Annotated in this window: 16 protein-coding genes and 1 tRNA gene; all 17 read right to left on the bottom strand. The window is 35.6% G+C overall.

The window, feature by feature from the left end; translation table 11 throughout:
• Positions 1–60: 60 nt before the first annotated feature.
• The 17 genes from AAGD39_RS06345 to AAGD39_RS06425 all read right to left on the bottom strand — a co-directional run bounded on the left by AAGD39_RS06345 (position 61) and on the right by AAGD39_RS06425 (position 13,664).
• Positions 61–531, bottom strand: a complete 471-nt coding sequence (locus tag AAGD39_RS06345; protein ID WP_341756512.1) for a hypothetical protein — start codon at positions 529–531, stop codon at positions 61–63.
• A gap of 357 nt (positions 532–888) precedes the next feature.
• Complete coding sequence (locus tag AAGD39_RS06350; RefSeq protein WP_341756513.1) at positions 889–1,449, bottom strand: hypothetical protein; 561 nt, start codon at positions 1,447–1,449, stop codon at positions 889–891.
• A gap of 54 nt (positions 1,450–1,503) precedes the next feature.
• Positions 1,504–2,778: a phage capsid protein gene (locus AAGD39_RS06355; RefSeq protein ID WP_341756514.1), complete on the bottom strand. Its 1,275-nt coding sequence runs from the start codon at positions 2,776–2,778 to the stop codon at positions 1,504–1,506.
• 200 nt (positions 2,779–2,978) lie between these two features.
• Positions 2,979–3,770 (bottom strand): hypothetical protein, encoded by a 792-nt coding sequence (locus tag AAGD39_RS06360; RefSeq protein WP_341756515.1) that lies wholly within the window; start codon positions 3,768–3,770, stop codon positions 2,979–2,981.
• Positions 3,771–3,773: 3 nt separating this feature from the next.
• Positions 3,774–4,781, bottom strand: coding sequence for an Rpn family recombination-promoting nuclease/putative transposase (locus AAGD39_RS06365; protein ID WP_341756516.1), 1,008 nt, complete (start codon positions 4,779–4,781; stop codon positions 3,774–3,776).
• A gap of 31 nt (positions 4,782–4,812) precedes the next feature.
• Positions 4,813–5,091, bottom strand: a complete 279-nt coding sequence (locus AAGD39_RS06370) for a hypothetical protein (RefSeq protein WP_341756517.1) — start codon at positions 5,089–5,091, stop codon at positions 4,813–4,815.
• A 7-nt stretch (positions 5,092–5,098) separates the two neighbouring features.
• Positions 5,099–6,676: a portal protein gene (locus AAGD39_RS06375; protein ID WP_341756518.1), complete on the bottom strand. Its 1,578-nt coding sequence runs from the start codon at positions 6,674–6,676 to the stop codon at positions 5,099–5,101.
• Positions 6,669–8,270, bottom strand: a complete 1,602-nt coding sequence (locus AAGD39_RS06380) for a hypothetical protein (protein WP_341756519.1) — start codon at positions 8,268–8,270, stop codon at positions 6,669–6,671. The genes AAGD39_RS06375 and AAGD39_RS06380 overlap by 8 nt, the downstream gene beginning before the upstream one ends.
• Before the next feature lie 56 nt (positions 8,271–8,326).
• Complete coding sequence (locus AAGD39_RS06385; protein WP_341756520.1) at positions 8,327–9,031, bottom strand: hypothetical protein; 705 nt, start codon at positions 9,029–9,031, stop codon at positions 8,327–8,329.
• A gap of 42 nt (positions 9,032–9,073) precedes the next feature.
• Positions 9,074–9,463, bottom strand: a complete 390-nt coding sequence (locus AAGD39_RS06390; RefSeq protein ID WP_341756521.1) for a hypothetical protein — start codon at positions 9,461–9,463, stop codon at positions 9,074–9,076.
• 10 nt (positions 9,464–9,473) lie between these two features.
• Positions 9,474–9,617 carry a hypothetical protein gene (locus tag AAGD39_RS06395; protein ID WP_341756522.1) on the bottom strand — a complete coding sequence of 48 codons (144 nt, stop codon included), beginning with the start codon at positions 9,615–9,617 and terminating at the stop codon, positions 9,474–9,476.
• Between the two features lie 15 nt (positions 9,618–9,632).
• Positions 9,633–9,908: a palindromic element RPE1 domain-containing protein gene (locus AAGD39_RS06400; RefSeq protein WP_341756523.1), complete on the bottom strand. Its 276-nt coding sequence runs from the start codon at positions 9,906–9,908 to the stop codon at positions 9,633–9,635.
• Positions 9,874–10,410: a hypothetical protein gene (locus AAGD39_RS06405; RefSeq protein WP_341756524.1), complete on the bottom strand. Its 537-nt coding sequence runs from the start codon at positions 10,408–10,410 to the stop codon at positions 9,874–9,876. The genes AAGD39_RS06400 and AAGD39_RS06405 overlap by 35 nt, the downstream gene beginning before the upstream one ends.
• Positions 10,411–10,873: 463 nt before the next feature.
• Positions 10,874–12,700, bottom strand: coding sequence for a DnaA N-terminal domain-containing protein (locus tag AAGD39_RS06410; protein WP_341756525.1), 1,827 nt, complete (start codon positions 12,698–12,700; stop codon positions 10,874–10,876).
• Between the two features lie 126 nt (positions 12,701–12,826).
• Positions 12,827–12,901, bottom strand: a tRNA-Ala gene (locus AAGD39_RS06415).
• Between the two features lie 130 nt (positions 12,902–13,031).
• Entirely contained in the window at positions 13,032–13,181 is a 150-nt protein-coding gene (locus AAGD39_RS06420; protein ID WP_341756526.1) for a hypothetical protein, read from the bottom strand.
• Positions 13,182–13,460: 279 nt separating this feature from the next.
• The gene (locus AAGD39_RS06425; RefSeq protein ID WP_341756527.1) at positions 13,461–13,664 is read right to left on the bottom strand and encodes a hypothetical protein; all 204 of its coding nucleotides are present in this window, start codon (positions 13,662–13,664) and stop codon (positions 13,461–13,463) included.
• Between the last annotated feature and the right edge of the window lie 451 nt (positions 13,665–14,115).

A 14,115-nucleotide genomic window follows, 5' to 3' on the forward strand; every position in this document is an offset into this window, starting at 1 on the left:
TGCTATCTCAGCTCTTTCACCATATTCTACTTGTCTCTTTCTTGCCTCCGTTTCAATATGTTAGTAAAATTGCTCAACAATTTGTGGATCAACTGAGAACTTAAAAATTGGTCTCTTATCACCAAAGGAAATATAAGCAATCCCTTGAAACACTACATAAGAAAAATCCTTAGGACGAAAATGAAAATTTTGCCCCTCATCCTGTATAACTTTACTAGTTAACAACAATTCACCACCAACAAAGAATAAGCAACGAGTCTCTAGCGGGTGCGATTCGAAAACCAGCAAGTAGGATAATTTCCTTGAGAAAATCACAGCTGCCATTTTCTTTGACACATTATCAGCGAACAAATGGACAAATTGTGTACCATGTCTACGCATAATGCCACCTGATGGCAATAGCATGAAATTAATCAGCTTTTTAACACCATTCTGATATAATGCTAGCTCCGTCCTTCCTTCAATGGTTGGCGTTAGCTCACCACCTGAAAAGTTGTTTTTCTGTGAGTAAACAAATTGTTCTTGTTGCATATATTCTCCCATTCTTTTAAAAATTGTTAATACAATTTTTAAAAGAAATGCATAAATAATGAGCTGGCAAAAATTCAAGGCGGCTTTCATTTTTGCCAACAAACATTATGATTCCTATTAATTATTAATAAATATAACATATTTTTATGCTCCACTAATATCTGTTCTTATTATTTTTACAGAATTGCATATTTTTTACCTCAATACAATATTACTATTGTTCGCATCCTTTAAAGACTTATCCTCATCCTGAATTAGGTTATTAGTAATTACCCTAATATTATTTATATTCTACCTATAGTTGCTTGTCAAACAATTATTTTCTATTTTTATGCAATATTGTTAAAAAAATTTTTATTATACTTCGCCGGAATTAATCAGATTATAATCAACCGCGTAAATCCTTTTTGTTTCTTCTAATTTGATTAAATATTGTTTCTTTAACCCATCAGCAAATATACTATCGGAATACATAGCAAATGATACTTGTGAGGCTAACGATAAAGCCGCTAATAACTTAAAGCTAGCAGGTACTTGTTGCCAAATAGCCGTATCGTTATTTAGTAAATTATCAACAATCTTTCTGCTGTAGTAAAAAAGCGAGGTAAGTTTACCGCCCTTGAAGTAAATCTTACCTGCTTCCGTATAAAATTGTAGATTAGATGGTACTATTACCGCACATTTAATACAATCATTAATGTCCGGTACTTCGGTAAAGTTTTGTCTATTACCTTCGATATTATCGACTCTCCGTAAGGCAAATGACCATTTAACCATTAGCACAGTATCTTCAATGGCAGGATTAACAAACTCCTCACATAATTCCTCGGCTTTTGATATTCTGCCACCACCAATGCTACTAATACCAACATTTGACCCAAGTAGTACTACTGCCTTCTTGATAATCTCATATTTCATGGTAGTTACACTCAACTACAAATAATACAAATTTCCCATAAATAAATTTTGTAGTTAGGCATCTACAACCTCACCATCACCACCACCCGCTGCTCTTCTCGCAATGATTTGTGGCATAGCTAAATTATTATTAGCAATTACTGCTAAAGCATCATTATTAATATCAGCAGTATCATTAACATTACGACATTGATGACCAAACATCTGCCATGGCATTGTTATGCTATGCACACCTCTTCGGTGATTCTCATTCGCTGTTCCTTCCCACAATACACCATGATGGCTGCTGCGGTCGTAATCTTCTAAACATTTAATTACTACTACTGCTTGTTCATTATCACGACTAGCTCCAAAAGCTTCACTGTAATATAGTACTTTGGCATAGTGATATTGTACTAGCTCTTCAATGCCCTTTTTGTTAGAACCACTGACCGTGTTAAATCTTATAGCTCCTTCATTAAAGGCGTAGCAATCCTTTACAGCATATCTAGGGCGATTAGCATCCCCAGTATCATCAAATATACCACCCAACATCTCGCTAGTAATAAAGGTAAATCCTAAGAAACTATTAACTTCACCACTCACTAAAGCTCTAACATTATTATAGTCATAATTGGTAATTTGCGGATCGCGTAACAAGTCGGAGATTTGATTACTTGAACATAATAAGTATAATTTATTATACATACCAAAAGAGCGTTTTTTTAAGATATGATGAGCTTTTATTAGTTTATCAACAGTTAGTCCAGCTCTTTTTGAATCAATAATACCTCTGTTGGCAGCAACTGCAGCTTGAGCATTTAAGGTTAAATTAGCATCAGTAACCCTAATTCCTACCGGTATCACATTATTAGCTACATCAAAGTTAATAACATTATTGCCTGTTCGTCCTGCTCTGACTGGACTGGCAAAAGCACTAATAATTACCCGATCTTGTTGCCTACCCATTGCCCAGCCTGCCATTTTAGGAAAATGTGATGAGGGGTCGGTTAATAGGTTTAGCTTATCGTTCCTATCCATGGTAGCGTTCCAATGGTAAGCGGAAGCAGTCAAAAAGCGTCTTGAAATAGTTGGTATTTTAAATTCTATTTGTTCTAGCCTAGCAGGGTCTCCATCATCAGCATAATGCCCATGCAAATGATTATCAGGGTCAATTAGGTGTCTAGTTCTACTCTCTACCTCATGGGTAGTCATTGACTCAAAACTAATTACCTCAGTGTCTTGCGTACCATTAGTAACGCATTTTCGTAGTTTAGAACCTTCTTGTTGAATAACTAGGCTGATATTTTTAGCAAATTGTTCTTTAAGACCATCTGTTATTTGTTCCATTTTTCCTCCTCAAATAATCTATCAATATTTAAAGTGCGATATCATTTATACTAGAATGTAGTCGTTGTCCGCCATGCAGTTGACGACATTTCGGATATATATGCTATTAGTGGCTCTTTTATGATAGGTTACTGCGAAGTCGCAGCCTTAAAATGAGTTGTCACATCATGACTTTAATGATTGGTTGGTTACGTTATTTTTTATCGTTCTTTATCATAAGCAATTTTATATAGTTGTTGCATACGTTTAACAGCTTGATCATGTCCCGTATGGTCTTTAGTTCTTAATTTTACCACAAATTCGGGGTCAGAATCAAGTTTTTCTATCTCTGACAATGCAGCTTCCCTGCTATTAATTACAGGTAGCTCTTTACCAGTTACTAACGAGTCAGATTTTAAAGTTTCACCGACTCGTACTAATAAATCAACTAAAGCTGGTGCGTAGTTTGTTCCTTCAATTAATTCAGCCAGTTCTTTAGTACCAAACTTAGATAAAGCTGCCTGCATCACTGTCATTTTATTGTCAAAACCTTCACCATAAGTGTCTTTCAGCCATCCAATGTGAGAATGACGTGTTTGCTCAATAGCATTTTGTTGCTGTTTTTGTAAATCCTGCGAGAAACCATACAAAGAATTAAGCAACTTCTCACCTTGCCTTTTAGATAATCCGCTTTGGTAAAACATGTCTTCATAACGAGTTAAATACTCCTCATCTTCCTTAGAGCGTTTATCAGTATATCTCTTATCTTCAGGCAATCCAAGTCGACAATAAAATTTATGCCACTCTTCATCAGAGCTGTCATCTTTTGGCACAGCAACTCGCTGATTCAAGCTCTTCTCTGCTTCCAAATAGCTCTGAGCTAAAGATGAGACGTCCTTGAATTTACCCAGTGACTCAGCTTTACGTATTTCTTCAGGCATATTGGCTAGCCAATCGCTGCCAGAGGAAGTATGGCTAGTTTCATAGTTATTAGCAATTACTTCTTTGCTCATAGGTTATTCTTCTCTTAACTGTTCTATTTCTTCTTTTAACACTTTTATTTTTTCAATGGTTAGTTCGGTTAATTTACTCATAGTTTCCATAGGATAGCCTTCTTTCAGCATTCTCTTTGCTAATTCTATTTTTTCTTCAGCTTTACCTTCAGCTTTACCTTCAGCTTTACCTTCAGCTTTACCTTCAGCTTTACCTTCAGCTTTACCTTCAGCTTTACCTTCAGCTTTGCCTCTAGCTTCGCCTCTAGTTTCAGCATCTTCAATTTTTTGCTGCTCTACCGCTAAATTATCAAGATGAGCTTTGGTCATTTGCTCATAGGTGTTAAGTTCTGCCTCTGACCAACTAGCTTGATCTACTGCCTCAAAGGCTCTTCTAATAATTTCATCCTTACCTATTAACTGCTCTATTTCTGTTAATGTTAATGTACTATCTCCTGCATGCTTAAAAAAATACATCCACTTCTCTTCAATAGTCTTTAGCTCATCTATAGTTTTTTTAAATTTCTCAAGCTCTAAAAATACAAAGTCAAAATCTTTTAAATCATGGGCATAGCTCTCTGTATCTAAAAGACGATGTTCTGATTTCCAATGTTTTTTATCTTCAAACATCACAAAATCTGCTATTGCTAAAAATATTACTCCTTTTAATTTGGCGTATACTGCCAATTTCTTGTGCTTCTCATCTTGCTCAATTCTTTGCTGAGAATATGCTTTAGCAGCATAAAACTGAGCTCTTTTTTCAAATCCTCGATGCTTGTCTACCTGCATCTCCACTATAAATTGATTACCATGTTGATCGTTACACAACACATCAACAATAGACTTTCTGTAAATTGCAATATCAGGGTCTTGGATAGTTGGTAAAAACGTCACCTTAATTATTTTCTCATTTCCTTCACGCTTAAGAACATCATTTAAAAAATGCACAAGTATATCTTTGTTCTTTTCAGTACCAAAGATTTGATGAAAACAAAAATCATTTTTAGGATCAAGAAACTTTGATAAAAACATATAACCTCTTAATTATTATTAAATATCATCATTATTTATCTGAGTCATTAGCATTTTTAGCACCATCAATATTATTAACTCCATCATCTTCTGAAACCTGCGAGCATATATATAGGAACAACGCCCGATGTCCTTCCAAAAAGGCAGTGTACTCACTTTCTTGCCGAACAAAATTGCTGCGATATATGCCACTCACTTGAGCTAAATCCTCTAATATTATTTTACCATCTTCTCCACTAAAAAGCTTGCAATAAATTGATTTTAATTGTTCTTTTGTTCGTAAATTTGATGGGGATGATGATAGTTTCATGTACTCCTTACCCTTGTATCTGTTGTTGCTGTTGTAATTGTTGCATTTGCACCATCTTAAGTTGTTGTCTGACTTGTAATACTTCTTGCTCGTTCTTGAGGATTGAGCTTGGGGCTTCTCGTAGTTCAAAAAATAGTTTAAAACACTCATCCCAGTTAATATTATCATAAATCTCAGGAAAAAAGTTACTTATACCACTTCTTTGGAAAAAACCTAATACCTGTTCAACGCTGGCTATTGCTGATGTTTTTTGTACCCTTGATAATGGTGACACATATTCAAGCCCTATCTCGGGCGGGCTATTTGCTCCCTCTAAGATCGGTACTCTGTTATATTTGATTAGTGTTTGATATATTGCCATAATTAACGGATTTAACAACTCACTCTCAATTCTACCAACCATTGGGGACATTAAACGATATTGTTCCTCCGTCCTAATTTGCACCTCGGTGGCAGTCATTTCTTTGTTTTCCTTTTGCATCCTGAATATATCGATATAGAATGCCTTGTATATAGCATCGCGACATTGATTTTGTTCAATTTCAGTAGGTATAAGATTTTCCATACCAGTTAGTGGTATTATTTTATCTGCCATACCATTACGGTAAAAATTAACACTGCCCGGCGTAGTATAGAGTGGTAAGTAATACCCATCTTTTGGCACTAATAATGGTGGGTCTAGCTGTTTCTGGGCTACTTTTAGGGTAATTTGTCTTAAACTATTGAGTAATTTAATATCAGGTAGCACATGATGAGCTGGAGCATAGCCATATACTTCACCTTCTTCTTTTACCCACCGCGTTACAAAAAATGGGAAATAAGAATAACCTGACTGACTAATAATTTTTTGTTCAGCTAAGTAGATATATTCTGAGCTATAATCTAATGTTGATGAGCTAGATGTTGAAGGACTGGCTGCCGTTGATTTTCTTCCTCTACTTTTCTGATTTTGAGCTTGCGGGCTAACTATGTGCAATATTTCTACTATTTCATCAGGATTTCGGGCTAACCTCTCCTTGAAAGGGGCAAAATCTGACCATTTAGCTGACGCGGTTTTAATTGGCATGCTAAATAGTCGGTACATTGTATTAACAAAACCAAACTTGTTCTCTTCAAAATAACATTCTTGCAAATTAATATTACGAAAGAACAGAGTTTGTGCTAATTCTAAATCTTCTTCAACATAGAATATCGCAGTGCCAAAAGCTGATAAATTCAAAAAAAACTGATGAATCTGACTATAAAAATTAGAAGCCGGATTATTGAATATGTCCATTAGGGTTTTTTCTAGCATTTGGGCTAACATGCCGCGTTCAGCGGTGGTTAAATATTGCTGTTGCTCGTCATTTTCAGCAACTATAGTAAGGTTAAACCAATTCATTGCTGGGTTTACCAACAAGCTTTGTAAACCTGACGCTAATTGTTCCCGTGACCAAATAGAAGTTGAATCAAATATTACCTTATTGCTCTCTGTTTGTGGGCAAACATATTTCTTTAGCTCATCCCATATATGATGCCATTTCTCTCGTTTAGTTTTGAGATTATCAAAATATTCAATCTTTTTGCTTAAATCACTATCAGCCATATGCTGTCACCATATTTGTGTTGTAATTGGTACGTGTTGCATTTGGGTTTATGGTTGAGTTTGGGTTTAAATATGGCGTACCAAGCTTCTTTGATACTTTCTTGAGTTTCTTAATAAACTCATCATCATATAACACCTCATAATTATATTTCTTACCACTAGCTGCCGTCATACTAGGCAAACCAAGGGTTAACCCTTCAATATCCTTAAGCGATACTATCTTGCCTAGAGATTCAGATAATTGCGGTAAATCTTCTAACCTAGGTACTGACCGCATGTTAAAATGTTCTACTGCTTGTTTTAAACCACCAAGCTCAGCTACCTGCGTTTTTGCTAATCCTGATGGACCATATCTTGCCATTTGCTCTAAGTTGCCTGACATACCATCATACTGATGGTTATTAGCAAGATCAACTTGTTCAATTCCTCCTCTAAGGTTAGGTATAATATTTGATGTATTCATATAATGACCAATACCAAGCAATGGAGCTAAACATTTCATCCCAAAACCTATCTGTCCAAGCATTGAAGAGCTGCCTGCTGCAGTTGCTGTTCCTACTGCACCGGTTGCACCTGCTGCTCCCGCTGCACCCACTCCTCCTAATCCTCCAACTAGCATCCCAGCTCCAAAAGTTAATGCACCAATACCTGCCCCCTGTATCAAACCTGTAGTACTTGCTGATTTCTGAAGTTTCCCAGCCCGCCACTGTAAATGGCTAGCATGGGAATCCATATCCCTTTGGGCAGATTCACTATAACTATTTAATTGGTTTTGTAGACTTGCAACATACTTTTGACGTTCAGCATAATCAGCAGCTATTTGTTCTTCTATAGTTTGATATTCTTTACATTGTTCAATCATACTGGTTAATTGATGTCTTGCCTGATCAAAATTACTAGTATCTTGCAATAGACGATCTTGACTTGCTTGATAGTTACCTAACTGATGCTCAAGCTCAGCTTTCTCCATACTTATATTTTTATGTTCCCTAGTAATATCATTCATAGAATAACGTATTTTCTCTTCTATTGCCTGACGTTGCTTTTTTAACGATTCAACATCTTGCTGATGTTTAACAATTGCACTGCCGGCTTCTTCTTCGGTTAAGCCTCGTAAGCTTTCTTTTTGCTGGGCTACTCGATCGTAGAGATTTTGGAAGACGCCTGGTAACTGTTCCACTTCACTCATTCTTGCTTCAAGAGCTGGAGCCTTCTGTTTCAAGCTTTCAAAAGATTGTTTAAGCTGGTCTGCTGAAGAAGCTAGCCTAGCCCTTTGGGCTTCTATATTCTTTAAACCACTATCATATTGCCTAACATACTGATTTAATTGGTTGTCCATCTCATAGTTTCTAACGCTAGCTTGATATTTCTGCTCCTCTAAAGAACGTAAACCATACACTGCCTGTTGTAATTCACGCGATAGATTATTGATAGTAGTTTGTACTTCACGACGACGATTCTCATAGTGAACACGTGATTCATTATAGAGGCGTTTCTGCCTTGCTAAATCATCACCAGTAAGATATCTACCACCGGGAATATACTTATTAACAAAACCTTTAATTGCTTTCCCTGGTTTATTCCAAAATGACATTATACTATCCCATCTATATTATAACTGTTCATACTCCTTCTCTTCATATCACCTATTTACCTCTCCAAAGCATTATAATCATTCATTACTTGACGATATTGTGATATATTATATTGCGATTGCTGTTGTTCATTACCAGTTTTAACATCCATCGCTAAATAACAAAAACTCTCTGTTATATCAGTGGCTCTTGTGGAATTAGAATGCACGCCCCTTTTGGTGGCATCAAACTCATAGAGACCGTTAATACCACGCTGACATTTTTCGGCATCTATTCGGCACGTAGCTAGCAAATTTCTTGCTTTAGTTATCATCTCTTCCCGTAAATATTTCCTGCCAATAGCAAATGGTGAGAAGCCTACCTTTTCTGCTATTTCATTAGCTTGTTGTAATCTTGTATCCAAAGTTGGCATTTGTCTTCGGCTCATATCATGTGGCAACACGTTGCGTCCATATTGATACGGTCTAGTTCTTAAATGATTAAGATAAAACTCTAAATCTTTGCCCCTATTCATATAAAAATCGATAATATCGATATAGTCTTGTTTTTCTTGAACAAACCAAATCACCGTATAATCAACAATGCCTATATCCCAGTAAGTATTAACCTGATAGCTTGCATCAAATGGCACATAGCCAATACGCCCCTGACTTTCAGCAAGCCGTAATTGTTCAACAAAAGTACCACCTTGGTCAGCTCTCTTGTAACGATAGGCAGCAAAGTCGCAATAAAACTCTCTTTGAATCTCTTCGTTAGTCATATCGACTGAAGCTAACTTATTTTTATCGACTAGTGGTTGTCCCTAATTATCTGTAGTATCTTCAATAGTTTTTATTTGGCAAAATACTTCAGGATTATCTTGGTGTTTCCGGTATAATTCTTCACCATGTGTCAATTTTGGATTATCGGAAGGAGTATACAAATAAAGCAACCAGCCATTATTACGAATTACCATCGGCTCTATAACGCAGCTCATAGCTCTTGGATCATGGTAAGAATATTCCGAGATAACTGCTCCCTTAATACCGCTACCCCTGATAGTAGCATAACGGTCACTACCAACAAACTGAATCACTGAGCCATTTTTAAATAATATTCGTTGCTTATATTGCTGACTACGAGCAATAATGCCTTTAGGAATAAATGACATATAAGGACGTCCCGATAATGTCATACCATCCCATATGCTCATTTTAGCTTGATTATAGATAGGATAGACACCAGTAAATGCCTACTTCTCGAATGGCACTAGCAGTGATCCAGTTAATACCCATAATATCCTTGCCAGCTCTTCTATGCCAAATGGCTATAGCTTTCTTACCACCAGAGTATAAATATCTCCACAAAGGTAGCTGAAATGGTTAGGGTGACCAGTCCACCGGAAATTTATTAGGCTTTCTGCAAAACTCTACTTCTGCTGGTAATTTGTACGTCAATGCGGTACTCGAATCCTCACGTACACTTGAGTACGCTACGGTTCGAGGTGAAGCGTTTCCTTCAAATTTCTCAGCATGAGCGATTTTTGCAGGAAGCTTAATGCTCGTAGAGTTAGAAACCTCTTTGCTGGTTTTAGCTCTACTAGTGGTCTTCATCACTTTAGTCTTACTGCCCTTTGACAATTGCATATTCTGTTTCATACGATTCTATTTCAAAATTAGTTACATCTATCGTCTTTGCCATTTCCCGAGCTTTTGCCGATTGTTCAGATTCATTACTGTTTTTCCTATGATAACTAGTATCATGCTTTCTCATTTGATATTTTTGCGAATTAGCTTTAAGATATTCCAACAATGACTTAGAACAATATTTTTTCTTAGTAGCAATTGCCTGATTATCCTTGTTATAAGTCACTTCCTCATAACCGTTAATAGCCCTATCATATAACACGCCTTCTGCTCTATCTACCGCAATGGCTAGAGCTAAATTGACACATTTGGCTAAATATTTATCGCTATTAATAACTCGATGTAACCTAAGTGGCGAGATACAACCAGCCTTCTTAGCGGCAATAACGATGTTACCATGTTCACAAAGATATAATAGGAAATTAGATATATCCTCTATTGAACCAAACTTACTGATGGCACTAGATGATATCTTTGCTAAATATTTTTCAAACAAACCATAATTTTTAATCATATAGATATTTCTGTAAAAGTTTCTTGTAATTCCCTTTATTATACCTGATTTCCGGGTTTTTTACCACTTGAAAAATAAAAACTAGAAAAAGTGAAAATTTTTAATAACAAGTGATTAATTACCTCAAAAAATTTTTCGTGAAACGCCCCCTATACCCCATTTTGCGTAGCTAGCACCCCCCGAGTGATTTTTGCCAGCAATTTTGCCAAAAAATGTAAAAAACTGCTAAAAACCTTGGCAAAATAGCTACAAATGGTGGATTTATGGACGAACATCTGCTGACGTAGCAGAGGTTCTAACTTTGTAAGCCGCATTACTCTAATACTTTCTAAACCCTTACAATTTCATATGTGATTTGTATGCGCTTTTCAACCTTCAGTAATTGGTTGATTATTATTAACTTCTTTGTAATCATTCTTTTTTCTTGCTAATACAATTAGTCTTTTCTTCTATTTACCATAGCTTACAGCCCAGACATTCTATCGACTTTCATAAACTCAAAAGTATAATTCAGTATACTGCAAGCATCTTCCAAATCTTTGCTGTACTTATCCTTAATCCAATACCCAATGAAGGCAGTAGCTGGTTTGAGAATAAGCTTATTACAATCTTCTTCAATTGCTTCTAACTTGCTAAACCATGCTTTATCAATGGTTTCACCGTATAACTTTAATAGATATTTCCTTATTTTATACCACGCTGACTCTGGATTTAGTCCACTTAGCTCTAAATAATAATTCGATATTTCTCTTTTGTTGGTAATACGCAATTGCTGAATCTCTTTGCCATATACCTCTTGCACTGTCTGGAGCAATTTACATTTATCAGTTTCTAACAAAGAGATATCTGCTAGATCAATCTTGTATTCATCGTCACATACTCCAAAAAAACTGCACCTCTTCAGCAATTGATAAGCAGTACTAGGCTTACTCTCAAAAGCTTCAACAATCTTGCGTTGTAACTGATTCAGCGGTTTAACGCCCTTACTATCTCTTACCTTTTGCAAATAAGCCTTTCTTGTCCTAGTAGCATTGTTCAGATCGAAGTTAAAGTTTGGGTTATTTGCCACAGATGGTGGACGCATTTCATGACGCAAAGTTTTCTTCATGTAATTCAGTACTGCTTGCTTGCAGGGAAAGCGATTGTTAGGAGAATCCACGCTATGTTTAATCAACAGCTTGTTGATGTAACTCAATTCATAGTTACGACCTGTTTGCTTTCTTAGCCAAATAGCATCTTCTTCGGTCAATGGGTAAAACGTCTCTAGCTCCCTAGGTGAATACCAGCCTTTAGCCTTTTTGGCGATATCACTGAGCCACCCAGACAATTTCCCACTAGCTTCTTGCTCAGATTCACTACCTCCTGAATATCCATCTGTTGAATCAGAATCTGAATCGGAGTCTGAGCCTAATTTGTCATCGGTTAGAGCTACATCGCCGGAATTGTCGTCTGTGGAATTGTATGGTAACGCTTCATTTAGTGAGCTTACCGTTATCTCTATAGGTAAATTAAAGCTTTTTTCCTCAGCTAATCCAAGCTCTGCTAAGTTTTGTTCACCTGAGTTTATCATTATCTCCGGCGATAAGTTAAAGCTTTGCTCCGTAGTTAACGCAGTTTCTAACACACTTTTTTTACCTCTTTTTTCCGTTACTTCAAGCGGTAAATTAACGTTTTGTTCCTCAGTTGATTCAGGCTCTGGCACAGTTTGTCCACAGACTTGTCCACAATTTTCTTTATTTTTTTCGTATCTAGATAATATAGATATATATATAGATGCATTTTTTTTTAATTTTTTCTGAGTTGAGTTAGAATTTTCTCTAGGTTGGGTTAAAATTTTTTGATAGCTAGACTGGATATTTGTGTGATTAAAGTGATAAGAATTATTATTAGCTTTACGAAAATTTGTAAATTTCTTAAGAAGTTTGATACATAAAATATTACGGTATTTTATATTATATTTGACCGTAGTAATTAAAGTATGATAAATGAACCCACTTTTTTGTAATTCTGTTAGACATTGTTTTACCCTACTTTGACTAACTCCTAGCTCTTGTTGGAAAAAATGATAGCCTTCTTGTAACTCTTGAGAGTCTTGTGTATTGTCATAACGATTAGTTTTTATACAAGAAACTATCAAAGATAGAAGTTGACGAGAAGTTTTGCTTAATTGTTTACCACAATTATTGGTAAGATTTCGCCACTCAGGCGGGATGAAATTACCAACAAAATTATAAAAGATAATATCCTGATTTTCAACTATAGGGTTGGAAAAAATTAACGATTTTGTCATATTTTTCCCCCTTGTAACAGGGTTAAAAATAGATTTTTTTGTAGGTCAAATTTTAGAATTTTCACATATGTTGCACATATGAAATTTTTAGTAAAAGTAAGAAAACGCCGGAAGTGGCATAAGGATTGGTGGAGACGAAGGGAATCGAACCCCCGACCCTCTGCGTGCAAAGCAGATGCTCTACCCCTGAGCTACATCCCCAAATCGTATAATAACATCTAATATGTTTAAATAGAAAAGATATTATTCTTAGCGACGGCAAGAATCTATAGCATTTTTAGGGTTTTTTTAAGCGCTATTTTAGATCCCCGACACCAACTACACTTAATGGTTAAGTTGGTGTATCAAATGACACCATCGCAAGGATACCTAAGGTTAACAAAGCAACCCCAAATATTGGTTTATCTATACCTAACCTAGCGGATTGCTTCGTTGCTACTACAAGTAACTCCTCACCAATAAACGGTGTATTATAATGCACAAGTCCTTTTTGAAGTTGTTCTAACAAGCATTAGACTGAACTATAGGACTTATACTATATATAACTATATCACACCATATCTAGCCCGGATACTAGTACGCTGTAGTTAAACTATAAAAAATCATAAAGTTTTTAACAAAGTAAGAAAAATCTTATGATTTCTAATGTAATTCTTGACCGCAAACCAATAATCTTTTATGTTTACAGCCTTTTTACGGAGCAATTATATACCTTTTCACATGTAAGGTCAACACCCTTATCTCAAAATTTAATCTTAAATTAAATTTTTGTTCTGTCCCAAGGTAATGCCTTGCCGTCAGACCCAATTACTAAATCTCCCGAGGCATCATATTCTGCTGCCAAAAAAGAAAACTTGCCGGATATAAGTTTTACTGGTTTAATTTTTTGTCCATTATGAAAATACTCTTTAGTTTGCTCTCTAGAGGTTGGGTTGTTTTTAGATGCTGTTTTAGCTTTTGACATATTATATAATTACCTCAAATGTTTTTCTATATACTACTCGAATGTTTTGAAGAATTAGCTACACAAATACTTGGCTGGGTATTCGCCTATCTAGGTGTTTGTACGCCTAGCCATCGCTCACTTCTTATTTTGCGTTCCAATTTCGTAGAATCACTTAATGTGTACAATCTAAAGTACAAAATAATCTTACCTATAATATTTGTCAACATAAATTACAGCCAGCAATTATCATGACAACTATTCATTTCCGTAATTTAGTATTTTATATCAGTAGTTGTGACTTTTAAACTACCCTGTCTTTTTAGTGTAAAAAAGTTATTGACTCAATATATTATCTATATTACCCTAATTAAGGTGCTTTATGGACATTTTTAGGTAAGTATTTTTATAAATTTATATAAGAGGTAAACTTTCGATAAGAACTTTTTAAAACTTATAATCTCAGATTTAC

It is taken from the genome of Candidatus Tisiphia endosymbiont of Nemotelus nigrinus (assembly GCF_964026475.1).
Taxonomy (GTDB): Bacteria; Pseudomonadota; Alphaproteobacteria; order Rickettsiales; family Rickettsiaceae; genus Tisiphia.